This window comes from Nocardia jejuensis NBRC 103114 (genome assembly GCF_001613145.1).
In the GTDB taxonomy this organism is placed as follows: Bacteria; Actinomycetota; Actinomycetes; order Mycobacteriales; family Mycobacteriaceae; genus Nocardia; species Nocardia jejuensis.
Window position 1 is genome coordinate 1 of the sequence record NZ_BDBU01000069.1, and the last position, 25358, is coordinate 25358.

The window sequence follows — 25358 nt, forward strand, 5'->3', positions numbered from 1 at the left end:
GAGGTCCGGGCGCTGGGTGCGCGGGTCGGCTTGGCGCGCGGGGGCGGCGTGGGCCGGTGGGGGTGCGTCGAAGCGTGGCCCGGGGGTTCGGGGCGGGGTGCCGAGATCGGATTCGGCCGAGGGGCTGGGAATCGGCGGATTGAAGTGGGTGCCGGGGTTGCGCTGGGGGACCGCTGGGCGCTGCGGGGATTCGGGAGCGCGCTGCGGGGAGTCCGGGGTGCCGTCGGTCTGAGGGGTGCCGTTGGGGATTCGCGTGGTCGCGTCCGCTGTGGGCTGCGAGGTGCGCGACGAAGGAGCCCGGTCGGGCTGGGTGCGCGACGAGGGTGCCGGGTCGGGCTGAGGAGTGCGCGGTGCCGAGTCGGCGTGCGGGGACTGCGTCGCCGAGTCGGGCTGCGGGGTGCTCGGTGCCCGGTCGGGCCGGGCGGTCTGCTGCGCGAGGTCCGGCTGGGGAGTCGGGGCGGGGGTGTCCTTGCGGCCCTTGCGGCGGCCGCCGAAGAGGCGGCGAGGCGACTTCTCTTCGGGGATGAGGTCGTCGTGGGGAAGGTTCTCCACGGGCGCTTCGTAGCCGGACTCGGTGACGTCGCTCTCGGACAGCCATGGTGGAAGCATGGGGAGGCCGTCGTTGTTGCGGCTCACTTGTACCCCCGAGTGGTGGACCGATCATGCATGGACAGGGCGAGTTTAGCGATTCCCCGCAACCCCGTGCCCGCTAGCCGACCAAGGGCCCCGCCCACCTCGAAGAACGAGCAGCGCATACAAAGAGATAAGGAGTGCGCCTCGGCGCCGACCGGCTCGCGCCGGGTGGTGAAACGATTCGAACGAGCAAGCCCGCACGACGCGGTCGCGATCCCGCTGCCGTGCCGCGGGTTCAGAATCTCTCGGCTGCGGCGTAGGCGATTCTCCCGCGAGGGTGTTCCGATGAGCAGGGCGTCCTCGCCGATATGCGGGCATCCGGCGCGAAGAGCGCGATCCGGGGCCGGGTGGCGCCACGGGCAGTGGCCGCAATGCAGCGCACGTCATAGCGCCCGCGTTTGGCCGGATCTCGGGATGCGGGTAAGCTATGCCGTTGGTGCATCTACATAGTGGTCGTGGCATGTCTTCATGTCCCTTGCACGAAGTATGGCACCGGGTCGACTGGAGTGCACGACGAAGATTCCGGTTGGGCCCGCCGTAATGAGCATGGACCAACCAGGTTCAGCCTAATCGGGATCGCGGAGGATATGGCGAAGAAGGAAGGGGCCATCGAGGTTGAGGGCCGGGTCATCGAGCCGCTCCCCAATGCGATGTTCCGAATCGAGCTGGAGAACGGGCACAAGGTTCTCGCACACATCAGCGGCAAGATGCGGCAGCACTACATCCGCATTCTGCCCGAGGACCGCGTCGTCGTGGAGCTGTCGCCCTACGACTTGACCCGCGGTCGCATCGTCTACCGATACAAGTAACCAGATCGCTTGGTTGCGAAAGACTTCCGAGACCACCGAGTCCCGGGCTTCCCCGGCCATTTCCGGCCGGGGAAAAACTGTGTTCACGGCCAGTGAACACCGAAACCAGATTGGATACGACGTGAAGGTCAATCCGTCCGTCAAGCCGATCTGCGAGAAGTGCAAGGTGATCCGTCGTCACGGTCGGGTCATGGTGATCTGCGAGAACCTGCGCCACAAGCAGCGTCAGGGCTGATCTCGGCCAACGGCCGGGCTCGCCGGGGCCGCACGATTTCTGTGCAGCCCAGGTCGCTCACCAGCCACGCACCGAACGCAGTTCGGGTTGGCAACAAAGAAGCACTCCCAGCGCCAGTCGCCGTCGACGAGCCCCCTACGGGGCGGATGGCGGCTTTCCCCCGGTACGGAGGCCGGGGCCCCATACGAGGGGACGGACAGGGAGCAGACCTCCGAAACATTAAGGAACCTGCCACATGGCACGTCTGATGGGCGTCGACCTCCCGCGCGAAAAGCGCATGGAGATCGCGCTGACCTACATCTACGGCATCGGCCGTACCCGCTCCAAGGAGATCCTGGCCGGCACGGGCGTGAGCCCGGACCTGCGCTCGAAGGACCTGTCCGACGAGCAGCTGACCCAGCTCCGCGACTTCATCGAGGGCTCTGCTCTCAAGGTCGAGGGTGACCTGCGCCGCGAGGTGCAGGCCGATATCCGTCGCAAGATCGAGATCGGCTGCTACCAGGGCCTGCGTCACCGTCGTGGCCTGCCTGTGCGCGGCCAGCGGACGAAGACCAACGCCCGCACGCGCAAGGGTCCGAAGAAGACCGTCGCCGGCAAGAAGAAGTAGGGATAGCGCATGCCTCCGAAGAGCCGGGCCGCTGGCCCGAAGAAGTCTCAGAAAGCGCGTCGCCGGGAAAAGAAGAACATCCCGCACGGCCACGCTCACATCAAGAGCACGTTCAACAACACGATCGTGTCCATCACCGATCCCGAAGGCAACGTCATCTCCTGGGCGTCCTCGGGTCACGTCGGCTTCAAGGGTTCGCGTAAGTCGACCCCGTTCGCCGCACAGCTCGCCGCCGAGAACGCTGCCCGTAAGGCGCAGGAGAACGGTGTCAAGAAGGTCGACGTGTTCGTCAAGGGCCCGGGTTCGGGTCGCGAGACCGCGATCCGCTCGCTTCAGGCCGCAGGCCTCGAGGTCGGCTCGATCTCTGATGTCACTCCTCAGCCGCACAACGGCTGCCGGCCGCCCAAGCGCCGTCGCGTCTAGCGGGAAAGGATTTAGCGAAAAATGGCTCGTTATACAGGCCCCATCACCCGCAAGTCGCGTCGTCTGCGTGTCGACCTCGTCGGAGGCGACCAGGCGTTCGAGCGTCGTCCTTACCCGCCCGGCCAGCACGGCCGCGCGCGGATCAAGGAATCCGAGTACCTCATGCAGCTGCAGGAGAAGCAGAAGGCTCGCTTCTCGTACGGCGTCATGGAGAAGCAGTTCCGCAAGTACTACGAAGAGGCGAACCGCCAGAAGGGCAAGACCGGCGACAACCTGCTGCGTCTGCTCGAGGCTCGTCTCGACAACGTGGTGTACCGGGCCGGTCTGGCCCGCACCCGTCGTCAGGCCCGTCAGCTGGTCTCGCACGGCCACCTCACCGTCAACGGTGTGAAGGTCGATGTGCCCAGCTTCCAGGTCTCGCAGTACGACATCATCGATGTCCGCGACAAGTCGCTGACCACGCTGCCTTTCCAGATTGCGCGTGAGACCGTCGGCGATCGCCCGATCCCGGGCTGGCTGCAGGTCGTTCCCGGCCGTCTGCGGATCCTGGTGCACCAGCTCCCCGAGCGTGCGCAGATCGATGTTCCTCTGCAGGAACAGCTGATCGTCGAGTTCTACTCGAAGTAATCGCAGGTGCGCTCGTTGTAGCGCGCCGCTGGTGGGAGACCGCCTTCCGGGACTCGGTCTCGAAAAGTGGTCTCCCGCAATCCATGTCGTGGACGTCAAATAGTGGGCGTCTTTGAAGGAGGAGTTACAGCCATGCTGATTTCACAGCGACCGACACTGACCGAAGAGGTTGTGTCCGAGAACCGGTCGCGGTTCACCATCGAACCGCTGGAGCCGGGTTTCGGTTACACGCTCGGCAACTCGCTGCGCCGCACGCTGCTGTCCTCGATCCCGGGTGCTGCTGTCACGAGCATCCGCATCGACGGCGTGCTGCACGAGTTCACCACGGTCCCCGGCGTGAAGGAAGACGTCACCGACGTCATCCTGAACCTCAAGGGCCTCGTGGTGTCGTCCGAAGAGGACGAGCCGGTCACCATGTACGTCCGCAAGCAGGGCCCGGGCACCGTCACCGCCGGTGACATCGTCCCCCCCGCCGGCGTGACCGTGCACAACCCGGATATGCACATCGCCACCCTGAACGACAAGGGCAAGCTGGAGATCGAGCTCGTCGTCGAGCGCGGTCGCGGCTACGTCCCGGCCGTGCAGAACAAGGCGTCGGGCGCGGAAATCGGCCGGATCCCGGTGGATTCGATCTACTCGCCGGTTCTGAAGGTGACCTACAAGGTCGAGGCGACTCGTGTCGAGCAGCGCACCGACTTCGACCGGCTCATCCTGGATGTCGAGACCAAGAACTCGATTTCCGCTCGGGATGCGCTGGCGTCGGCGGGTAAGACTCTGGTCGAACTGTTCGGTCTCGCTCGCGAGCTGAACGTCGAGGCCGAGGGCATCGAGATCGGCCCCAGCCCGGCCGAGGCGGACCACATCGCCTCGTTCGGTCTGCCGATCGAGGACCTGGACCTCACCGTGCGGTCGTACAACTGCCTCAAGCGCGAGGGTGTTCACACCGTCGGCGAGCTGGTTGCCCGCACCGAGTCGGATCTGCTGGATATTCGTAACTTCGGCCAGAAGTCCATCGACGAGGTCAAGGTCAAGCTGCATTCGCTTGGTCTCTCGCTCAAGGACAGCCCGGCCTCCTTCGATCCGTCCTCCGTCGTCGGTTACGACGCGGCGAGCGGTACCTGGAGCGACAGCGGTTCGTTCAGCGACACCGACAGCGGCGAGCAGGACTACGCCGAAACCGAACAGCTTTAGGTCGCACGGGGTGTAGGCGCCCCGAGTAGGCCTTCAGACACAGGAGAATTCCAATGCCCAAGCCCAAGAAGGGTGCCCGCTTCGGCGGGTCGGCGTCGCACCAGAAGGCGATCTTCGCCAATCTGGCCACGGCGCTCTTCGAGCACGGTCGCATTACGACCACCGAGTCCAAGGCCAAGGCGCTGCGCCCGTACGCCGAGAAGCTTGTCACCAAGGCGAAGGCCGGCTCTCTCGCCGACCGTCGCGAGGTGATGAAGGTGATCCGCAACAAGGACATCGTCCACGCTCTGTTCGCGGACATCGGCCCCTCGTTCGAGGGCCGTGAGGGTGGCTACACCCGCATCATCAAGACCATCCCGCGCAAGGGTGACAACGCGCCGATGGCGATCATCGAGCTGGTTCGCGAGAAGACCGTGACCAACGAGGCCGATCGTGCCCGTCGCGTCGCCGCTTCGCAGAAGACCGAGGCCCCGGCCGAGGCTCCTGCCGAAGAGGCCGAAGAGGCCACCGAGGTCGTCGCCGAGGCTCCGGCCGAGGCCGCTGCCGAGGAGAAGAAGGAAGACTAGTCTTCCTTGCTCCGCGTGGGTAATTGCCACGAGTGAGCCCGCCGTCCCCTTCGGGTCGGCGGGCTTTCCTCATGTTGACGAGGGGATCGCAGTGACGGTGGAGGATCCGACGCCGGAGCCGGTCGCGGTTCGGGTACGGCTGGACATCAGCTATGACGGCACCGACTTCAGCGGCTGGGCGCGCCAGCCCGGCCTGCGCACCGTGCAGGGTGTGCTGGAGGAGTCGCTGAGCAAGGTGCAGCGCGAGCCGATCCAGTTGACCGTGGCGGGCCGAACCGACGCCGGTGTGCATGCCGAGGGTCAGGTCGCGCACTTCGATACCCGTGCCGAGGTGGACGAGCAGCGGCTGGTGCATCGGATGGCGCGATTCCTGCCGAAAGACGTGCGCATCGAAGGAGTTCGCCTCGTACCGCCGGAGTTCGACGCGCGCTTCTCCGCCGTGCGTCGTCACTACGCCTACCGTCTGACCACCGCGCCGTTCGGCGCGGAACCGTTGCAGGCGCGCCACATCGTCCCCTGCCGCCCGGACGTCGATCTCGACGCGATGCGGGCCGCTTCGCGAAACCTGTTGGGCCTGCACGATTTCGCCGCCTTCTGCCGGCGGCGCGAGGGCGCGACCACGATCCGGGAGTTGCAGCGCTTCGACTGGGAGCGCGAGGGTGATCTGCTCACCGCGTACGTCAGCGCCGACGCGTTCTGCTGGTCGATGGTGCGCAGCCTGGTCGGTGCCGTGCTGGCGGTCGGAGAGGGTCGCCGCACCCCGGACTGGACCGCCGGTCTGCTGAACGAACGTCAGCGTGCCAGTGCCGTGGCGGTCGCTCCGGCACACGGGTTGAGCCTGATCGCGGTCGACTATCCGGCCGATGCCGAACTCGCTGCCCGAAATGCACAGACTCGCGAAGTTCGTTCGGTTCCCGATCCGGAGGGCTGCTGCGGCAGCTGAGGCCCGATTGCGGGTGAGCGTAGAAACTCTGCGAGTGTCTTCCTCAAATCCTTTACCGCGTACCGGTTTTCGGCGCCACGCCCGGGATGGCGGTCGGTGACACGCGCGCGACGGTCCTCGTGCGGTCGAAACGGCCGGTAGATCGAATACCGAAGCCCGCCGTGAAGATTCGTGCCGAGGGTTACGAGTAACGGCGTATATCGGACAGTCTCGCGAAAGTTTGAACCTGTGAACGGATTTCGGCGTTCAGAGGCCTCCGGGGGTGCGACAATCGGCCCATGAGCGGCGGCTCTGGACCCGCAGTGGTGGAGGTGCGATCCACGCCGGAGGTCACCGAACAGGAGACATTCGAGCAGTGGGAGGCTGCGGTAGCCCAGGCATATGTACCCCTGGTTGTCACCCCGATCCAGACAGGGGAGTTTCGAGCCCGGATAGTGCAATCCCGGTTCGACGATATGGACGTGTCCACCGTGTACGCGTCCGGACAGCACATCACCCGGGCGTCCCGGTTGCTGCACGTACCCGACGAACCGATTCTGTTCGCCACGGTGACCACCCACGGGCACGGCTGGCTGTCCCAGGACGGCCGGGTGGGCGAGATGGTGGATCGCGGGTTGATGCTCTACGTCAGCTCGCGTCCGTTCACCGCGCATTTCGAGCAGAACTGGGGCGTGGTGGCGGTGCAGGTGCCGCTGTCGCAGGTGGTGGGCGCTTCCGGCGTGCCGTCGGACCGATTGCCCACGGCCGTGCGGTTTCCACCCGAGGGTGCGGCGGGCATCGTCGGCAGATTCTTCTGCGGACTGGCCGGCCTGCAGAGTTCCGATGCCGATCAGGCGGCCGTGCTGGCTCGGCACGGCACCGGTCTGCTGGCCTCGGTGGTGCAGCTGGCCGCCGGTGATCTCCCGCACGACGGACCCGGGCAGACCCTGGCCAGGCAGCAGGCGCTGGCGTTCATCCAGCGCAACTACGCCGATCCCGAGCTGACCGTGGAGCAGGTGGCCACCGCCTGTTCGGTCTCGCGGCGCACGCTCTACCGAATGTTCGAGAACGGTGACGACGGCGTCGCCGCCATGCTGCGGCGCATGCGGATCGAGCGCGCGCTCGCGCTCATCCGGACGGATCAGACACGCCCACTGCTGTCGATCGCGCGGGCCTCGGGGTTCGTCTCGGAGCGGCAGTTCTACCGGGCCTTCAAACGCGAAATGGGTATGACGCCAGGCGAATTCCGCACCGTGCACACCTGAGTGCCGAACCCCCGCGGATCCTCCGGGACGGGATCTGACTCCCGCGTGACCTGAATGGTCAGTTATCTGGCACGAGCGGGCAGTCACAGCGGGTGGGCGGCTGTGAATACTTGTGGAGCATCCGGTTCTCGATGGCTGTACCCCTGGACCGAATCGTCGACCCGTGCGCGAGCGGTTTCCCATCTCGATCTGTGTTCCGAGCTGTCGCCTGCGTCGCCGACGGCCGGGCAGGCGAGCTGTGTTTGCGCGCCCATCGGTGAACTGGTCCGTTTCGCCGGGTTCGAACAGGTGCAATCGCAGTTTGCTGGGGGCCGGGGAATGGGATGATGCTGGAGTGGGAAACGCGGCAACCGCCAGCGCCGAGGTCTGTTCGAGCTCGGGCACTTCCGCACGCCAGGCCTTCGAGCAGTGGGAGGCGCTTCTCGCCGATGCTGTCGTGCCGACTTCGATCGAACCGCTCGCCGACGGACACTGGCACGGGCGGATCTCGACCACGAAATTCGACCGCTCGAGCCTCACCCTCATGGCGGCCAGCGCGCAGCGCGTGATGCGGACCAAGCGCCAGGTAGAGCAGGCGAGTGCCGAGTTCCTTCTGGTGAATATCGTTGAGGAAGGCTCGAATTGGACCGAGCAGAACGGGCGACTCGCGGACACCCCGGCCGGTTCCATCGTCTTCTTCGACAGCGCCCGCCCGCTCGACAGCCGCACCACCGAGAACGCGGTCTCCACGATCGTCCGCGCGCCCATGCGGCTGGTGCTCGAACACGCGGGCCTGGTGCGTGACGAACTCCCGATAGCCACTCCGATGCCCACCACCGGTGCGCTGGGTGTGGTGGCGAGCTTCTTCCGCGGGCTGGCCGCGCTGCCGTCGGAGGAGACCTCACGGGCGGCGAACATCCTCGAATCGGAGATCGCGGGCATGCTGTCCTCCGCGGTGCTGCTGGCCACCGGGCAGACCTCCCCGGCCCCGTCGGATTCGCTCTACACCCGCCAGCAGGTGATCGCCTTCCTGCGCAAGCGGTACACAGATCCCGAGCTCACCGTGGACGAGGTCGCGCACGCCTGCCTGGTCTCGCGGCGCACCCTCTATCGGGTGTGCGAGGACATCGGCGGCCCGGCCGCCCTGGTGCGGCGCATGCGCGTCGAGCATGCGCGAAGGCTGCTGCGGGCGGACCCGACCCGCCCGCTCTCGGCCATTGCCGCGGCGTCCGGATTCGCCTCCGACCGGCACTTCTATCGCGCGTTCCGAGAGGAAACCGGGCTCACCCCAGGGCAGTTCCGCACCCAATTGGAGCCAGGCACAGCAGGTCGGTAGCTCGGCACGCGATGTCGCTGCCCCGCGCGAGGCTTCGGCGAAAGGTGATTGCACAGATCACCGATCGTTTCTCGAAGGAGCCGAGGTGCCGACGAAGGTGCGAGTGGCAGCCGTCCAGGCCGAACCGCGGTGGCTGGATCTGCGAGCGGGTGTCGCGCAGGTCATCGAATTCATCGAGTCGGCCGCGACCGGCGGCGCCCAGCTGGTGGCCTTTCCCGAGACCTTTCTACCCGGCTATCCGTGGTGGTTGTGGCTGGATTCGGTCAGTTGGGGTCAGGGCTTCTTCGCGCGCTATCGCACCAATTCGATGACCGTGGGTCGCACCGAATTCCGCCGCATCGCCGATGCGGCGCGACGGCACCACATTCACGTACTTCTGGGATTCAGTGAGCGGTCCGCGGGCTCGCTCTACATGTCGCAGTGCCTGATCGACGATCGAGGGGTGCTGCTCGGAGTCCGCCGCAAGCCCGAGCTGACGTCGTTGGAACACCGGATCTTCCAGAGCGGGGAGATCACCGAACCGTACGTGTTCCGCACCGGCATCGGCCGCATCGGCGTGCAGGGGGGCTCCGAGCAGCTGAACTTGCCCGCGCGCAGTGACCTGGAACGAACCGGGGCGCAGGTGCACATCGTGTCCTGGCCCGGGTTCATCGTGGCGCGGGACGTGGAATGGGGTGTGCGCGTGAACAATGCTGCCACCCTCTGGTATTCGGTGGTGGGGCAGTTGAACGTGATCGCCGCGTGTTCGGTGATGGATGTGGCCGGCAGCGAATTTCATCGCGGTCCGGAACAGGTGAAGGAGCTGGTGCGCGGGCCGGGCGGGCACGCGCGGATCTACGCACCGGGTGGGCAGGAGCTGGCGTCACCGTTGAGCGGGCATCAGGAGGGTCTGCTGTACGCGGATCTGGAACTGGACCTGAGCGTCGAGTCGGCCGCCTAGCGGGCCTGCCCGGGCCGCGCTGGGGGCGGCTCGGGCAAGCCGTCCGGGCTCCCACTCATACGGCCGTATTGGTTGTCCGCGTTCAAATCTGAGACACTCGCGAGTGTGCGGCCGGTTGTCGGCCATCGATGGTCATCGAGGATGCGGAGTGGATCGGGCAGAGGCGGTCGGTCGGGTCGAAGTGCGATCCGGGCCCCAGGAGTCGGCGTCGGAAGCATTCGAACGCTGGGAAGCGCATGTGAGCGCGGCGTATGTACCGCTTGCCGTTTCACCCAAACAGACCGGTCGTTTTTCTGGGCATATCGAACACGCTCGTTACGACGATCTCGATGTGACCGTGGTGGGATCCTCGACGCAGCTGATCCGCCGCACCGATCGATTGATAGCACGCGCCGATGACGAGTTTCTGCTGGCGAGCATTCCGCTTTCCGGAAGCGGCCGACTGCATCAGGATGGAAGGGTCGCGGATGTCGGCCCCGGCGGAATCGTGTTCTACGACACCAGCCGCCCCTATCACTGGGATTTCGCACAGGAGTGGGAACAGGTCGTCGTACAGGTTCCGTTGCGCCGACTGCGTGAGCGATACGGGGTGTCGGATGTCGAAATCCCTACCGCTACCGCATTTTCCGGAGATACCGCGCCGGGGCTCGTCGCGCAATTCTTCCGTGGAATAGCGGGATTGCAGCGCACCGACGCGGATGCGGCGGCACTGCTGGCCGAACCCGGCCGCGACCTGCTCGCGGCCGCGGTGATCGCGGCCTCGGGCGGCCCGCTGCGCGATCAGCCCGCCGATGCGTTGAATCGACAACGAGTCCTGACTTTCATGCGCGCGCATTGCGCGGATCCGGAACTGGGTGTGGACGCGATCGCCGAGGGATGTCGAATGTCGCGGCGGACGCTGTATCGAGTTTTCGGTGAGTTCGAAGGCGGGCCGGGAACTGTGCTGCGGCGCATGCGTATCGAACGCGCTTGCGATCTGCTGCGCAATGCGCCACAGTTGCCCCTGTCCGCCGTTGCGAAGGCTTCCGGTTTCTTGACCGAGCGGAGTTTCTACCGCTCGTTTCGGCTGGAAATGGGTACCACACCCGGTGCATTCCGATCGTTGGCATGAACAGTCGGTAATCGGGCACTCATCGGCATTGTGTCGATGTAATTCCTTGGCGAGCATCACGTTCCATGAGGGAAACGCGATGAGGAAAACGGTGCGAGTGGCTGCCGTGCAGGCCGAGCCGAAATGGTTGCGGTTGTCCGAAGGCGTCGAGCAGGTAGTGGAACTGATCGGCGACGCGGCGAACCATGGCGCTCGCCTGATCGCTTTCCCCGAGACGTTTTTACCCGGTTTTCCGTGGTGGCGCTGGGTGGAAACCAATCAATGGAACGTCGAGTATTCGACTCGGTGCCGCGAGAATTCGATGCTGCGAGACGGATCCGAAATGCGCGCGGTCGCCGCCGCGGCCCGGGCGCACGGCATCCATGTCGTGCTGGGATTCGGGGAGCGGCAGGATCGGCGGATCTATATGGCGCAGGCGGTGATCGACGATTTCGGTCAGGTGCTCTCGGTGCGGCGCAAGGCCGGGCTGAACAGTGTGGAGCGCAAGGTGTTCGCGTCCGGAACGCCGAATCTGCCTGCGGTGCATCACAGTCAGATCGGCCGGTTCGGCGCGTTGTCCGGCCAGGAGAATCAGCGGCCGCTGCTCACTCGCGCGTTGCGTGCCGACGAGGAGCAGATCCATATCGCCGCCTGGCCGGGCGGCGCGGACCTCGATGTGGCCGGGCCGGAATCGAGCGCCACGGTGAGCCGCATGTACGCGCTCGAGGTCGGGGCCTGCGTGCTCGCGCCCTGCGTGGTGGTGGGCGACACTCTGCGGGACGGCCGGGCCAGTCCGGTGTGGGAGGGCCGCGAGCGGCCGGGCCGCAACGGCGCGGCGCAGCCCGTGCCTCGGACCGGGCAGGCCCGGATCTTCGGCGCGGACGGCAGTGAACTGGTGACGCCGCTCGCGGAGGGCGCGGAGGGCATTCTGTACGCCGAGCTCGAACTCGGGGCCACCGGCGGGGTCACTCGTGACCTGGACGCCGGGCGGCGCTCCCGGCGCGGACAGGTGGCGGCCCGCCGCGCCGGGACCGGCTGGCAGGCGGGTGCGGATCGATGGGCGCTGCCGATGGCGCTGGGCGACTACCCGGGCGGCATGGCCGCCTGCTGAGTCAGGAGCGGACCAGGCGCGCGATGGCGTCGGTGGCTTCCTTGATCTTGGCCTCGGCTTCCGGGCCGCCGGCCATCGCGGCGTCCACGACGCAGTGGCTGATGTGATCCTCGAGCAGGCCCATGGCGACCGCCTGCAGGGCCTTGGTCATGGCCGAGACCTGCGTGAGGATGTCGATGCAGTACTTTTCCTCTTCGACCATCCGCTGCAGGCCCCTGGACTGGCCCTCGATCCGGCGCAGGCGCTTGAGGTAGTCGTCCTTGGCGGTGATGTAGCCGTGCGAGGTGTGATCGTGCGCGCTGTGGTCGTGGCTGGGCTGGTCGTGGCTGGGCTGGTCGGCGATGGTGGCGTTCTCGTCCGTCACGACATTCCTCACTTCCGGCATCAATACCCCCCTAGGGTACAGGGTGCGGGCTGGTGATACCACTCGTGTGCGAGTGCGCGAGAATCGTGGCCATGAGTTCGGATCAGGCGACCCTCGCCATCATCGGCGGCAGCGGGTTCTACGACTTCTTCGGTGATGACGCGACGACCGTCGAGGTCGAGACCCCGTTCGGTGCCCCCAGCGCGCCCATCACCATCGGTGTGGTGGAGGGGCGATCGGTGGCCTTCCTGCCTCGCCACGGCCGCAAGCACGAGTACTCCCCGCACACCGTGCCGTACCGCGCGAACATGTGGGCGCTGCGGTCGCTGGGAGTGCGTCGGGTCTTCGGGCCGTGCGCGGTCGGCAGCCTGCGTGCCGATTGGGGGCCGGGCACCGTGGCCGTGCCGGATCAGCTGGTGGATCGCACCTCGGGTCGCGATCAGACCTTCTTCGACGCGGGCGGCGTGCACGTCTCGTTCGCGGATCCGTACTGCGAAGAACTGCGGACCGCCGCGATCGCCTCGGCCGGAACCGAATTGACCCTGAAGGACCACGGCACCATGGTCGTGGTGCAGGGGCCGCGCTTCTCCACCCGCGCCGAGAGCCGCTGGTTCGCGGGGCTGGGCTGGGAGCTGGTCAACATGACCGGGCACCCGGAGGCAGTGCTCGCCCGTGAACTCGAAATGTGCTACTCCGCAATCGCTCTGGTCACCGACCTGGACGCGGGCGTCGAATCGGGTGAGGGCGTGAGCGCGGTGAACGTGTTCGCCGAATTCGAGCGGAACCTGGTGCCGTTCAAGGCGCTGGTGCGTCGCGCGGTGGCCGCTGTCGAGGGTGACCAGACGTGCGACAAGTGCGCCGTGCACGCCGGAACCGGTGTGCAGCTGCCGTTCGAACTTCCCTGAGATTCGCCCCCGCTACCACGCATGACCCGGTTCGGCCGTTGGGTGGCCGCGCCGGGTCTTTGTTTTCCGCCGAGGGCGTGTTCACCGGTGTCGCCTAGGCTGGAGTGATGAGCTCAGCTGGACCCGAGGCCGACAGATCGCGAGTGCTGCTCACCGGGGCGGCGGGGTACATCGGATCCCATGTCCATCGGGCCTTGCGGGCCGCCGGGCACGAGGTGATCGCGGTGGACGCCATGCTGGAGTCGGTTCATGGCTCGAATGCCGCTGCGCCGCAGGATGTCTCCCGGCTCGATATTCGCGATCACGAGGCGCTGGAACCGCTGCTGGCCGGTATCGACGTGGTCTGCCATCTGGCGGCCGCGGTGCCGCCCGCCGAGATTCCGGTGCGGGTGGGCGCGGTCGGGGAGAGCTCGCGGGAGCGCCCGGCCGGTGGTGACGGGCAGCGTGGCACCGACCGGCCGGACGGGGCCGCGGCCGGTCGGCGCGAGGATATCGGTCACGGCGTTGGGCCGTGCGTGCGTGGGCCGTCGGGGGATTCGGGGTCCGACGCGCAGAAAACCGGAGCCCTCGGGATGGCGCGGGCGGCCGAGTACGCCACGCACAACGATGCCGGGACGGCGGTGCTGCTGGCCGCGATGGAGCGGGCCGGGGTGCGGCGACTGGTTCTGGGATCATCGGTGGCCGTCTACGGCGAGGGCCGGTATCGCGGAGTGCGCAGCGGGCCCTTCTTTCCGGGACTGCGACGGCGCGGGGACCTGGATCGCGGACTCTTCGATCATCGCGCGCCCCGGACCGGAGAGGTGCTCACCTGGGAGCCGATCCCGGAGGATTCGCCCCTGCGTCCCCGGAGTGCCTATGCCGCAAGCAAAGTCGCGCAGGAACACTACGCGCTGGCGTGGGTCGCGAACACGGGAGCGTCAGCGACCGTGCTGCGGTACGGCCAGGTCTACGGCGCGCCGGTCGAGAGCGGCAATGGCGGGCGATCGGCGGAATCCGGTGTGGTGGCGCGGTTCCGGGCGGATCTGATCGCCGGTCGCGCGCCGCGAATCTTCGAAGACGGTGGACAGGTCCGGGATTTCGTGCAGGTCCGGGATGTCGCCGCCGCGACGCTGGCCGCCATCGACCATCAGCTGACCGGATTCGTTCCGCTCAACATCGCCTCGGGTCGGCCCCTCACGCTGTGGGAGGTCGCCTCCACCATGTCCAAGGCGGTGGGCGGGCCCGATCCGGTCGTCACCGGACAGTATCGGCTCACCGATATTCGCCATCTGGTGGTGAATTCCGAACGGGCCAGGCACGCACTCGATTTCACCGCGCGCATCGCTCCGGCGACCGGCCTGGTCGACTACGCGAAGTACGATTCCGGCCGCCGCGAACACCCCTGACCGGTCATCGGTCACAGGTGGTGGCCGCCCTGCGCCGATTCGGACGGCGCCGCGATTAGGCTCGGGTCATGGACAATCCGCTTCGGCTCGAGGTGATCGTGGCCAGCGTGCGCCCGCAGCGTTTCGCGCCGGTGGTCGCGGACTGGTTTCTGCGCGCCGCGCGGGCCGACGAGCGATTCGAGGTCGGTGTCATCGACCTGATCGATACACCTCTTCCGGTCGACCTGACCGAGACCGGCGAGGTCCGGGCCTTCCAGGAACGAATCGCCGCCGCGGACGCCTTCGTAGCGGTCACCTCCGAGTACAACCACGGTTACCCGGCGTCCCTGAAGACCGCCCTGGACAGTGCCAAACGTGAATGGCGCGCCAAGCCCATCGGATTCGTCAGCTACGGCGGGCTGTCCGGCGGCCTGCGCGCCGTCGAACAACTCCGCCAGGTGGTCGCCGAAATCCACATGGTCTCGATCCGCGAGACAGTCAGCTTCCACGAGGCCAAACGCAAGTTCGACGCCTCCGGTGACACACGGGACGGCGCGGCGATCGACGCCGCCGACCGTCTGCTGAACCAACTTCATTGGTGGGGAGGAACTTTGCGCACCGCCCGCGCCACCGATCCCTACCCGGGGTGAGTACCGCGGGGGTGGCCTATGTAGGTGGCTTCCCGGGGGATGGTGACCAGGGTGAGGGGGACCTGGGTGGCACCGGTGCGGAGGGTTATCCGGGTGCCCTGGGCTCGGGGCTGGTGGATGGAGAGGTCGGGGCGGGTGCCGGGCCAGCCGAGGGGGTCGCCGGTGAGGTAGATGGTGGTGACGCCCGCGTGGGGAGCGGGGGCCAGCACGCCGTCCACCACGGCGGCGGTGAAATCGGTGTCGGGCTGGTGGGTTTCGGCGGCGACGGTGAGGCGTTCGGGGTTGCCGATGGTGGTGACGAGGGTTTCCCAGGACTGGGGGCGGTCGGTGCGGATGAGGATGCGTTCGCCCACCGCGAGGGCGCGGAAGACCAGCTGCTGGGCGAGGTAGAGCTCACCGGCGACATAGACGCTCGAGATGCCCTGGCCGACAAGGCGGATGGCGACGCCGTTGCCGTCCTCGTCCGAGCCCAGGAGCTGTCCGCAGCCGGCCGAGGGCAGGTGCAGCGTGCCGAGGTCGGCGATGGCGCGTTCGGCGGTGGGAACGGTGTCGTCGAGTCCGGGTACGGCGAACGGGAGGTGGGCGAGCAGGCCCTCGCGATGGCGGCCGTTCATCGAGATCATGTGGTGCTGCACGACTTCTTCGGGCAGTTCACGAACGGTGAGCCGCCAGGCCGCGCCGACGCGGACGGTGCCGGTCGAATGCCCTGGGCGCAGGCGGACCGCGACGGTGGTGCCGCGCGATGCCGGAACCCACAGGTGGGCGAGAAGTTCGGGGCCGAGCTGCCGGGGATCCACGGCCGCACCGATGTTCACGCTGTTGTTCAACTCGGTGTAGCGCCAGCGCTGGGTCAGATCGCCGGGATCCACGCCCGCGGTGACCTGCAGCGCGGCCTGCCGGATCTCCGGCGCGGTGAGAATGCGTGCGGCACAGTCGGAGTCCGCCAGCATCCGCACGATGCGCTGCGTCGCGACGGTGACCGCCCGGCAGGATCCGTCGATGCCGCCGCCGCGCCGGGCGGCCGCATCGGGGTACCGCAGCGGGTCGAAGGCGATTGCCAGCCATACCGTGCGATGCGCGGTCGCGGGCAGCGGCCCCAGGAGCGAGTCGTAGATGGCCCCGGCCGGGGTGCCCGATCGGCTGCGGAAACCGTGCGACACGATGTCGATGCCCGCGAGCCGAATATCGTGCCGGCTCAGGGCTTTTGCGAGTTCCGGCAGCGGCAGCAGATGCGAGGACCGCACCCGCGTGCGGCGAGCGCCGTCCGCCGCGGCCCCCAGCCGGGTGAGACCGCCCCGGGGCGGCAGCATCTCCACCACGGCCACCACCCGGGAGCCGTCCCGGTACAGTCCGAGCGAACGGCCGTCCCCGGCCCGGAAGTCGATGATGTCGGCCGCGTGATCGTGCTCGCGCCGGGAGCGGAAGCGCCGCGCGGTGCCGATCCAGGCGGCAACTGTACGTTTGCCCATTTTCGTCAGGAGCAGTAGTCCGGCCGCCGCGCCCACCCCGAGCGCCCACCGGAACGGCATCCCGCACAGCCGCAGCAGCGTCAGCATCACGATCGCGGTGACCTGCGCGACCAGCAGGTTCGTCAGCGACATGCGACCGAGGATCGGTTCGGAATCCACTGTTCCCGGAGCGGCCACTGACATCCCCCAACTGCTCGTGCCGACCCGTGCGAAGCAGCCGAATGCGAATGAAGGTCGTGCGGAACTGTACTGTGTTCGACAGCCATGATCCCTGGTCGGGGGGAGTTTTCGATGCCTTCTAAACCCACAACGCGATGGCAGGTCAGCGGCTATCGTTTTCTGGTCCGCCGCATGGAGCACGCCCTGGTCCGCCGGGACGTGCGAATGCTGCACGACCCGATGCGCTCGCAATCGCGGGCCTTCTGGGCCGGGCTGATCCTCGCGTGCGTCGCGCTCGCGGGTTGCGGAGTGCTTGCTCTGCTGCGGCCGCAGGGCTCGATCGGCAGTAACAAGATCCTGCTCGGCAAGGACACCGGGGCGGTGTACGTCGTCATCGACGATGTCGTGCATCCGGCGCTGAATCTGGCTTCGGCCCGGCTGGCGGCGGGGGAGGCGGCCGAACCGGCGACGGTCGAGGAGAGCGAACTCGCGAAGAAGCCGCGCGGGCAGCTTCTCGGGATTCCGGGCGCGCCCGCCTCGCTGAACGTCGACGCCTCGGGGCGGGGCCGCACCTGGACCATCTGCGACGTCATGTCCAACGACGGGTCGCGGGCCGTCACGACCTCGGTGCTGGCGGGTGATCCGCTGCCGGACAAGGCTTCCGCGCTGGGATCGGGCCGGGCGCTGCTGGTGCAGGGCCGGGACCACGCGTATCTGATCTATGACGATCAGCGCGCCGAGATCGATATGAACGATCGTGCCGTGGTGGACGCCCTCGATATTCGCGGGCGCACCCCGCGTCCGATCAGCGAGGGATTGCTCGACGCCATTCCCGAGGTACCGCCGATCGTCGCGCCGCTGATCATCGATGCCGGTGTGCCGCCGAGCTATTCACTCGGGGACCATCTCGTCGGCGACGTCGTGCAGGTGCGCACGGACAGCAGGTACTACGTGGTCCTGGCCGACGGCCTGCAGCCGGTGTCGCCGGTGACCGCCGACATCATTCGCAATGCCTACCGGTCGCCGTCCGCCGAGAACTACATCGCGCAGGCGGATCGCACCGGCGCACCGGTGTCCGAGGCGCTTGCGGTCTCCGAATATCCCTCCGCCGCGCCCGCTCTCGTGGAGGGCAAGGACGAGCCGGTGGGCTGCATGTCCTGGAATCCACTCGAGAGCGCCGACGGAGCCGACGGCAGCAAGCACGCCGAGTTGACCGTTCTGACCGGTCACGCCGTGCCGATTCCCGATCGCGCCCAGCTGGTTCCGCTCGCTCGGTCCGACGGCAGCGGGCCGAATGTGGACGCGTTCTACTCGAGGCCGGGTGCGGGCGCGTACGTGCAGGTCACCGGAATCGAGCCCGACAGCCAGCGTCGCGACAGCCTGTTCTTCGTCTCGGACTACGGAGTCCGCTACGGCATCAAGGATCTGGACGCGGCCGGGGCGCTGGGCATGGACCCCGGGAGCGTGCGGCCCGAACCGGCGCCCTGGCCGGTCGTCGGCCTGCTCGCGCCCGGTCCGACACTGAGCCGGCCGGCGGCCATGGTCGCCCACGACGGCGTCGCCCCGGATCCGGATCCGGCGAAACAGCTTGTACAGGGCCAGAACTGATCAGAGATCGTCCTCGCGCAGGCCGAACCGGCGACGCAGCGGGAACGAGGCGACAAAGCCCAGAACCAGCAGCAGCGCGATGATGCCGGTGCCGATCAGCGCCACAGTGCGGGCGGTGTGGTCCGGGGCGGGCGTGGGTGCGGGGACGGGCAGGGCCCGATCGGTCGCGCCGGCGGGTCGCTTGGGCGGCAGCTCCATCGGGATCTGAGCCGTCAGCGCCGCGACGGGATCGACAGCGCCGTAACCGATATAGGGATTCCAACCCTCGCCGGGCGCGTGCGCGGTGGCCTGGATGCGCTTGATCACTTGCGCGGCAGGCATATTCGGGTATCGGGAGCGAATCAGCGCCGCGACTCCGGAGACGTACGGCGCGGCGAAGCTGGTGCCGCTGTAGGCCACCACCTGGCCCTGAGCGGTGACTTTGGCGGTGGTCAGGCCGGTACTGCGCGGATCCAGCGATACGATGTTCTCCCCGGGGGCGGCCACTCCCACCCACGGGCCCGGCACCGTGAACTTCGAGGGTTGGCCGTACGCGTCCACCGACCCGACCGACAGCACATAGTCGTCCCACCACGCCGGAGTCACGTACGACACCACGCGATCCCACAGATCCGCGTCTGGATGCAGCGGGTCGATTCCGGGATTGCTCGCCTTGCAGGTGTCGGTATTGCCGGCCGAGGTGACGATGACGGCGTCCTTCTCGACCGCCGCGTATCGCACCGCCGCACCGAGCGCGCCCATCTCGCGTGACTCGGGTTCGCTTGTGGGACAGGCGACCAGCGAGATGTTGATGACGCGCGCCCCGGCATCGGCCGCCCGGCGTACGGCCGAACCCAGTGCGGAGATCTTCCCGTAGCCGTCCGGCATGTCGTCCGGGCCCTTGTCCCGGCCCGCGCCCTCGGCCTGGTACAGCGCGCTGGTCTGCCGGATCGTCATGATCCGGGCCTCGGGCGCGACTCCGGCGAACCCCTGCCCCCGCACCTGCGTACCCGCGATGAGCCCGGCCACCAGGGTGCCGTGCGCATCGCAATCCTCGGTGCCGTCACCGGAATTCGCGACGTAGTCGCCACCGGGAAGCAACCCGGGCAGCCGGGGATGCGCGACCACGCCGGTATCGATCACGGCCACCAATTGTCCCGCGCCCTTGGAGAACTGCCACGCGCGCTCCAGATCGAGCGTGCGCTGCGTCGGCGGAATCGTCGGCCCGTCGCCGCCGGATTGCGTGCTGACACAGGGCGAATTCGCGGGATGCTCGGTCTTGCCGGGCGGTGCGGCCGGACCACCGGCGGGCAGCAGCCCGGGATCGATCGCGGGCGGCCGATCGGCGTGAGCGCTGCCCATCTGCGCCCCCGGGCCGAGCGACACCCAGAGTGCGAGAACGGAAACCGCCGCCCATGCGCGAATGCCTCTCGCGCTCACCGCGGCACCGGGCGCATCACAGGCCGCGCACGAGAGAGTAGAGCCCGGTCACCCAGAAAACCAGGGGCACAACGGCTGCCACGCAGGTGTACTCCACCAGTTCGACAGTGCGACGCATGGGCGGGGTCGCCTGGCGGCCGGGGATGATGATGCCCAGGACCAGGGCGGTGATCAGAAGTATCAGGGCGGCTCCGAAGACGGCCAGGGGCTGCTCCATGAGCAGTGACACGCCGCCGAGCAGGATCAGCGGGATTCCCGCGCCGCCCGCGATCAGCACCATGGCTTGTTCGGCGCCGGCGTAGGTGCGGCTGCGGAACATGAGCACGGCCGCGCAGACCAGTGCCAGCGCCAGGCCCGGCCAGTAGCGAGTGCCGGAGCCGGGATCGACGGCCGCGACGGCCCCCGCCGCGGTGACCAGCGTGGTGGCGGCGATCAGACCGGCCAGGTACGTGCGGGCGTGCTCGGATCTGGCGCGCAGAGCCGCGAGGGAGGGCAGGGCGCGGTGGTCGTCCGGGTCGTCCTCGGTCGGGTCGATGGGTGTGCCGGGCGCCGGTACCGGGGGGAGCGGGAGTTTGGCCAGGACCATGGAAAGTCGTGGCGCGAAGGACAATCCGGCCAATCCGAGGGCGACCGCACCCGCGCCGACGGCCTTGTCCGGGACATCGGCGAGGAGACCGACCAAGGCTGCGGGCACGGCATACACCGCGAGCGTGGTGACGCCGATGAACACTCCGAGACCGACGCCGCTGACCCGCCACGCCAGGACGGCGGTCGCGCCGGTGAGTGCCGAGCCCAGCAGTACGTTCGCCCAGCCGTAGTGATCGGGGACGAACAGCATGCCCGCGGTGAAGGCGGCGGGCAGGGCGCATCCACCCAGCACCAGCGCGGTGCCGCAATCGGCGTACACCCGACTCAGCACCGTGCCCGCGACGACCAGCAGCACGGCGACCAACAGGGCGAGGCCGCCGCTCATCCAGTCGGGCACCGCATTCGGCGAGGTGAGCAGTCCGAGGCAGCCGACCAGCATGGTCGATACCGCCAGGATCGACGCGGTCAGCCGTGCGGCCCGAGGGGTCCAGCCGCGGAAGCGGTCCGCGTCGGCGATGGCGACGTTGTACATGATGTCGTCGAAAAGCGGTGTGGGAGCAGCCTGTTCGGCGCTTTCGAGCATGAGCAACTCGCCGTCGCGGACATCCTGTTCGGCGAGGCTGAGCGAGTTGGAGAACGGTGGCCGGCCGATGCGGGCCAGCACCCACTCGTGGGGTTCGAACACTTCGCCGTCGTGGTCGAATTCGTTGGCGAGGCTGTGCTGAGCGACCATGTCCACGACGCTCGGGATCACCAGGGCGACCGGTACGTCGACCGGGATGGCCATGTCGATCTGAGTGTGTTTGGCCAGAACGGTGATTCGGGCGAGATCGGGAGCGCGGACCCGGCCGCGCGCCTCGTCGAACGTCACGGGGTCGATCCGGTCCGATCGCGTCTGTGCCACTCATCTCCCAAAGTCGACGCGGCGGACCCACCGCCGGGCACGCTGCTGTGATGTGTGGAAATGCTGCTCGAACTGTACGACACCGGGGATGCTGTTCGTACACTGATGCGGCAGTCAAGGCATCCGATGGGGGGATTCGCCCGATCCATGAGCACTGTCCGATTTCATCGCAGACCCCGCCGGGAGACCCCGCGTTCGCCCGGCGGTGAGGTGACGCTGCAGTCGCCTCCGGAGATCCCCAGGGCCGTCCCCGCGAACCTCTTCACCACACTCATGCCGCTGGTGATGGTGGTCGGCATGCTGGGCATGGTCGTGCTCATGTTCACCGCGGGCACCGGCATCGCGACGAACCCCATGAGCCTGATGTTCCCGTTCATGATGGTGTTCTCGATGATCGGCATGTACGCAGGTCAGGGTGGTAGGGGGCAGAAGTCCGCGGAAGCCGACGAGGACCGCAAGGACTACCTGCGCTACCTCGATCAGGTGCGCGCGGACGTGGAGCGGACGGCCGCGCAGCAGCGCGCCGCGGTCGAGTGGAGCCACCCCGCACCGGGTCTGCTCTGGACGCTCGCGGGCACCTCCCGGATGTGGGAGCGCCGCCCCGGAGACAAGGATTTCTGCCACACCCGGATCGGGCTCGGCAGTCAGCGTCTGGCCACCCGGCTGGTGGCGCCGGAGACCGGTCCGGTGGAGGAGCTGGAGCCGATAGCCGCGGTGTCGCTGAGGCGCTTCGTCCGGACTCATTCCACGGTCCCGGATCTGCCGACCGCCTTGGCGGTGAAGGGCTTCGCGAGCGTCGCGCTGTCCGGCGATCGGGCGCAGTCGCGCGACCTCACCCGAGCGATGCTGCTGCAGCTGGCCATGTTTCAGGGGCCGGATCAGGTGCTCGTCGCGGTGGTCTGCGGTCCCGACACCGCGCGCGAATGGGAGTGGGCGAAATGGCTCCCGCACACCCAGCATCCCGAGGCGCAGGACGGGGTGGGCAGTGCGCGCATGGTGTTCGGATCCATTCGGCAGGCGCACACGAGTCTCGCACCGCTGCTGCGCGATCGGGTCCGGTACTCGCGCAACCAGCCGCCGGATCCCCATGTGATCCAGATCGTGATCGTGGTGGACGGCGGGCTGCTCGAAGCCGAGCAGGATCCGCTGCGGGAGAGCGGATTCGAGGGCGTCACCATTGTCGACCTGTGCGGCTACGCGCCCGCGCTGGCCGCGTCCCGAGGCATTCGGATGCTGGTCGAGGACGGGGAGTGCTCCGGGTGCGGCACGGGCGGCGTCGTGGAGCGCTTCGCCGCCATCGACCGGATCGACGCTCGCGAAGCCGAGCGGGCGGCGCGACGACTGGCCCCCTACCGCGCGCCGCTGCGGCGGGTGGTGGACGGCACGGCCGAAGCGGGCGAGGTGCCCTCGACCTGGTCGCAATTGCTCGGCCTCGGCGATATCGGCCTGTTCAACGCGGAGAGCGGGTGGCAGCCCCGGTACGGGCGAGAGCGGTTGCGGGTGCCGTTCGGCATCGGCGCCGACGGACTGCCGGTGATCCTGGATATCAAGGAGGCGGCCGAGGGCGGAATGGGTCCGCACGGGCTGTGCATCGGCGCGACCGGTTCCGGAAAGTCGGAATTCCTTCGCACCCTGGTGCTTTCGCTCATTTCCACGCATTCGCCGGATCAGCTCAACTTCGTCCTCGTCGATTTCAAGGGCGGTGCGACCTTCCTCGGGTTGGAGGGCGTCGCGCACATCGCGGCCATCATCACCAATCTCGAGGAGGAGGCCGACCTCGTCGACCGTATGCGGGACGCGCTCGCCGGTGAGATGAACCGCCGCCAGGAGGTACTGCGCGCGGCGGGGAATTTCGCCAATGTCTCCGACTACGAGAAGGCGCGGGCGGCCGGAGCGGATCTCGATCCGATGCCCGCATTGTTCGTGGTGCTGGACGAATTCTCGGAATTGCTGTCGCAGCACCCGGATTTCGCCGGACTGTTCACCATGATCGGGCGACTGGGGCGTTCGCTGCACGTGCATCTGCTGCTGGCGTCGCAGCGGCTCGAGGAGGGGCGGCTCAAAGGGCTGGAGAGTCATCTCTCGTATCGGATCGGGCTGAAGACCTTCTCGGCCAATGAATCCCGGCAGGTGCTCGGTGTGCCGGACGCCTACAACCTGCCGGGCAATCCCGGCGGCGGTTATCTCAAATCGGATTCCGGGGAGATCGTTCGATTCCAATCCGCGTATGTGTCGGGGCCGTACCTCGGCGGTGGTGCGTCCAGGGATGCCGCCGTGGGTGGCGATCCCGGTGAAATCGACGTCACCGTACGGCCGTTCACCGCATCACAGGTGGATTATCGAGCCGCGGACAGGATTCCGCTGCCCGCGCGGCCGGAGGACGAGCAGTCTCAGCCGGACTCCGATCAGATCTCCACGCTGCAGATGCTGGTGTCGAGGGTGCGAGGTCGCGGCCGTGCCGCGCACGAGATCTGGCTGCCGCCACTGGACGAGGCCCCGACGCTGGATCAGCTGATTCCGCGGTCCGTGCTCACCGGGGACCGGACACCGGTCGCCGCCCTGCGCGCGCCGATCGGCCTGGTGGACCGGCCGTACGATCAGCGACGCGATCCGCTGGTGGTGGACCTGTCCGGCTCACGCGGCAATGTGGCGGTGGTCGGCGGTCCGCAGTCCGGTAAGTCGACGACGCTGCGCTCGCTCGTCATGGCGATGTCGTTGACGCACACCGCAGAACAGGTGCAGTTCTACTGCCTGGACTTCGGTGGCGGCACCCTCGCCGGGCTGCAGGGGCTGCCGCATGTCGGTTCGGTGGCGAGCCGGCTCGAAGGGGACAGGGTGCGGCGCACGGTCGCCGAGCTGGTGACCCTGGTGCGAGCGCGGGAGGCCCGATTCCGCCGGCTCGGCATCGAATCCATGGCCGAGTCGCGGCGTCTGCGCGCGATGGATCCGGCCTCGAGCCCGGCCGCCGCGGCCGCGCACGAGGACCCGTTCGGTGACGCCTTTCTGGTGATCGACGGCTTCGGCACCTTTCGCCAGGAGTTCGAGGCACTGGAACAGACCGTGATGAACCTTGCGGTGCAGGGACTTTCGTACGGTGTGCACGTGGTGGTGTCGCTCGCGCGCTGGCCCGAGGCGCGGCCCGCGCTCAAGGATCAGCTCGGCACCCGTGTCGAACTGCGACTCGGCGATCCGATGGATTCGGATCTGGGACGCAAGTTCGCGGCACTGGTGCCGATGGGGCGGCCCGGTCGCGGTATGACCCCGGACTGTCTGCACATGCTCACGGCACTGCCGCGAGTGGACGGCAGCTCGGATCCGGCGACGCTGGGAGTGGCTGTGGCAGAGGCGGTGTCGGCCATTGCGCTGGCCACGCCGGGACGTCCCGCGCCGCGCGTGCGCATGCTGCCGGAGCGGCTGCCGCAGGCGGATCTGCTTCGGATGGCGGAGGATTGGCCCGCGCGGCTGGATCGGTCGCAGGCGTGCCTGCGGTTCCCGATCGGCATCGACGAGGCCGAGTTGGCGCCCGTGCGACTGGACTTCGTGGCCGGCCCGCACTTCGTCGTAATAGGTGATTCGGAGAGCGGGAAGACGACGCTGCTGCGCTCGATCGTGCAATCGATCTGCGCGGCGAACACACCGGATCAGGCGCGCATCATCATGGGCGACTACCGGCGCACCATGCTCGGCACCGTGCCGCCGGGATATCTGGCCGGATACGGCTCGACCGCACCGCAATTCACCCGGCAGATGGCGGACCTGGCCGCCTATGTCACCCAGCGCATGCCGGGGCCGGACGTGACGCCGCAGCAGTTGCGGGATCGATCGTGGTGGCGTGGACCGGAGCTGTACGTGGTCGTGGACGACTACGACCTGATCGCCACCTCCGGCGGGAATCCACTGCACGCCCTGGTGGATCACCTCGCGCACGCCCGGGACCTGGGCTTCCATCTGATCGTCGCGCGGCGTTCGGGTGGCGCGGGCCGGGCGATGTACGAGGCGACGCTGAACCGCATGAAGGAACTGAACTCGGCCGCGCTGATCATGAGCTGCAGCCGCGACGAGGGGGTGCTGTTCGGCACCACCCGCCCCTCGCTCATGCCGCCGGGCCGAGGCACCTACGTCACCCGCACCGGCGAAGACCTGATCCAGCTGGGCTGGCTCCCACCCGCCTGATCGGTGTCACAGGCGCTCTGG

The 25358-nt window shown here is 67.9% G+C and carries 22 protein-coding genes and 1 pseudogene; 18 read left to right on the forward strand and 5 right to left on the reverse strand.

The genetic code is table 11. From position 1 onward, the window contains the following. Window positions 1–636 (reverse strand): annotated as a pseudogene (locus tag NJ1_RS35905) (hypothetical protein); the annotation flags it as partial. Between the two features lie 584 nt (window positions 637–1220). On the opposite strand from NJ1_RS35905, the gene infA reads away from it, so the two are divergent. The 13 genes from infA to NJ1_RS35970 all read left to right on the forward strand — a co-directional run bounded on the left by infA (window position 1221) and on the right by NJ1_RS35970 (window position 11734). Further along, the gene (gene infA / locus NJ1_RS35910; protein WP_040804562.1) at window positions 1221–1442 is read left to right on the forward strand and encodes a translation initiation factor IF-1; all 222 of its coding nucleotides are present in this window, start codon (window positions 1221–1223) and stop codon (window positions 1440–1442) included. A gap of 121 nt (window positions 1443–1563) precedes the next feature. Then, the gene (gene rpmJ / locus NJ1_RS35915) at window positions 1564–1677 is read left to right on the forward strand and encodes a 50S ribosomal protein L36 (RefSeq protein WP_067561702.1); all 114 of its coding nucleotides are present in this window, start codon (window positions 1564–1566) and stop codon (window positions 1675–1677) included. Window positions 1678–1912: 235 nt separating this feature from the next. Then, the gene (rpsM, locus tag NJ1_RS35920; protein WP_067704201.1) at window positions 1913–2284 is read left to right on the forward strand and encodes a 30S ribosomal protein S13; all 372 of its coding nucleotides are present in this window, start codon (window positions 1913–1915) and stop codon (window positions 2282–2284) included. 9 nt (window positions 2285–2293) lie between these two features. After that, window positions 2294–2707 (forward strand): 30S ribosomal protein S11, encoded by a 414-nt coding sequence (gene rpsK, locus NJ1_RS35925; protein ID WP_067704204.1) that lies wholly within the window; start codon window positions 2294–2296, stop codon window positions 2705–2707. A 21-nt stretch (window positions 2708–2728) separates the two neighbouring features. Next, on the forward strand, window positions 2729–3334 hold the full coding sequence (rpsD, locus tag NJ1_RS35930) for a 30S ribosomal protein S4 (RefSeq protein ID WP_067704207.1): 606 nt from the start codon (window positions 2729–2731) through the stop codon (window positions 3332–3334). Between the two features lie 132 nt (window positions 3335–3466). Continuing rightward, entirely contained in the window at window positions 3467–4525 is a 1059-nt protein-coding gene (locus NJ1_RS35935) for a DNA-directed RNA polymerase subunit alpha (RefSeq protein WP_067519345.1), read from the forward strand. A 53-nt stretch (window positions 4526–4578) separates the two neighbouring features. After that, window positions 4579–5091: a 50S ribosomal protein L17 gene (gene rplQ / locus NJ1_RS35940; RefSeq protein WP_067704210.1), complete on the forward strand. Its 513-nt coding sequence runs from the start codon at window positions 4579–4581 to the stop codon at window positions 5089–5091. 85 nt (window positions 5092–5176) lie between these two features. Further along, window positions 5177–6034 (forward strand): tRNA pseudouridine(38-40) synthase TruA, encoded by an 858-nt coding sequence (gene truA / locus NJ1_RS35945; protein WP_157574572.1) that lies wholly within the window; start codon window positions 5177–5179, stop codon window positions 6032–6034. A 278-nt stretch (window positions 6035–6312) separates the two neighbouring features. Beyond that, on the forward strand, window positions 6313–7278 hold the full coding sequence (locus tag NJ1_RS35950) for a helix-turn-helix domain-containing protein (protein WP_084479209.1): 966 nt from the start codon (window positions 6313–6315) through the stop codon (window positions 7276–7278). 334 nt (window positions 7279–7612) lie between these two features. After that, on the forward strand, window positions 7613–8593 hold the full coding sequence (locus NJ1_RS35955; protein ID WP_157574566.1) for an AraC family transcriptional regulator: 981 nt from the start codon (window positions 7613–7615) through the stop codon (window positions 8591–8593). Window positions 8594–8678: 85 nt separating this feature from the next. Continuing rightward, window positions 8679–9533, forward strand: coding sequence for a nitrilase-related carbon-nitrogen hydrolase (locus tag NJ1_RS35960; RefSeq protein ID WP_067704221.1), 855 nt, complete (start codon window positions 8679–8681; stop codon window positions 9531–9533). A gap of 238 nt (window positions 9534–9771) precedes the next feature. Next, window positions 9772–10644 (forward strand): AraC-like ligand-binding domain-containing protein, encoded by an 873-nt coding sequence (locus tag NJ1_RS41080; protein ID WP_169813250.1) that lies wholly within the window; start codon window positions 9772–9774, stop codon window positions 10642–10644. Window positions 10645–10723: 79 nt separating this feature from the next. Next, entirely contained in the window at window positions 10724–11734 is a 1011-nt protein-coding gene (locus NJ1_RS35970; protein WP_157574570.1) for a nitrilase-related carbon-nitrogen hydrolase, read from the forward strand. Between the two features lies 1 nt (window position 11735). On the opposite strand, the gene NJ1_RS35975 is transcribed toward NJ1_RS35970, so the two are convergent. After that, window positions 11736–12098 (reverse strand): metal-sensitive transcriptional regulator, encoded by a 363-nt coding sequence (locus tag NJ1_RS35975; RefSeq protein ID WP_422615808.1) that lies wholly within the window; start codon window positions 12096–12098, stop codon window positions 11736–11738. A gap of 92 nt (window positions 12099–12190) precedes the next feature. Between NJ1_RS35975 and NJ1_RS35980 the strand changes: the two genes are divergently transcribed. The 3 genes from NJ1_RS35980 (at window position 12191) to NJ1_RS35990 (ending at window position 15017) form a co-directional block, all read left to right on the forward strand. After that, window positions 12191–13003 (forward strand): S-methyl-5'-thioadenosine phosphorylase, encoded by an 813-nt coding sequence (locus tag NJ1_RS35980; RefSeq protein WP_067704229.1) that lies wholly within the window; start codon window positions 12191–12193, stop codon window positions 13001–13003. 107 nt (window positions 13004–13110) lie between these two features. Next, on the forward strand, window positions 13111–14388 hold the full coding sequence (locus NJ1_RS40760) for an NAD-dependent epimerase/dehydratase family protein (protein ID WP_084479214.1): 1278 nt from the start codon (window positions 13111–13113) through the stop codon (window positions 14386–14388). 68 nt (window positions 14389–14456) lie between these two features. Beyond that, window positions 14457–15017 (forward strand): NADPH-dependent FMN reductase, encoded by a 561-nt coding sequence (locus tag NJ1_RS35990; RefSeq protein WP_067704236.1) that lies wholly within the window; start codon window positions 14457–14459, stop codon window positions 15015–15017. On the opposite strand, the gene eccE is transcribed toward NJ1_RS35990, so the two are convergent. Continuing rightward, on the reverse strand, window positions 15005–16618 hold the full coding sequence (gene eccE / locus NJ1_RS35995) for a type VII secretion protein EccE (RefSeq protein WP_245717731.1): 1614 nt from the start codon (window positions 16616–16618) through the stop codon (window positions 15005–15007). The genes NJ1_RS35990 and eccE overlap by 13 nt on opposite strands. Window positions 16619–16777: 159 nt before the next feature. Here eccE and eccB point away from each other — a divergent pair, with 159 nt between their 5' ends. After that, entirely contained in the window at window positions 16778–18253 is a 1476-nt protein-coding gene (gene eccB, locus NJ1_RS36000) for a type VII secretion protein EccB (RefSeq protein ID WP_067704241.1), read from the forward strand. On the opposite strand, the gene mycP is transcribed toward eccB, so the two are convergent. Both mycP and eccD read right to left on the reverse strand, forming a co-directional pair. Then, window positions 18254–19672 (reverse strand): type VII secretion-associated serine protease mycosin, encoded by a 1419-nt coding sequence (mycP, locus tag NJ1_RS36005; RefSeq protein ID WP_245717732.1) that lies wholly within the window; start codon window positions 19670–19672, stop codon window positions 18254–18256. Window positions 19673–19688: 16 nt separating this feature from the next. Beyond that, complete coding sequence (gene eccD / locus NJ1_RS36010) at window positions 19689–21164, reverse strand: type VII secretion integral membrane protein EccD (protein ID WP_067704244.1); 1476 nt, start codon at window positions 21162–21164, stop codon at window positions 19689–19691. Window positions 21165–21311: 147 nt separating this feature from the next. Here eccD and eccCa point away from each other — a divergent pair, with 147 nt between their 5' ends. Continuing rightward, entirely contained in the window at window positions 21312–25337 is a 4026-nt protein-coding gene (gene eccCa / locus NJ1_RS36015; protein WP_067704275.1) for a type VII secretion protein EccCa, read from the forward strand. Window positions 25338–25358 lie beyond the last annotated feature (21 nt).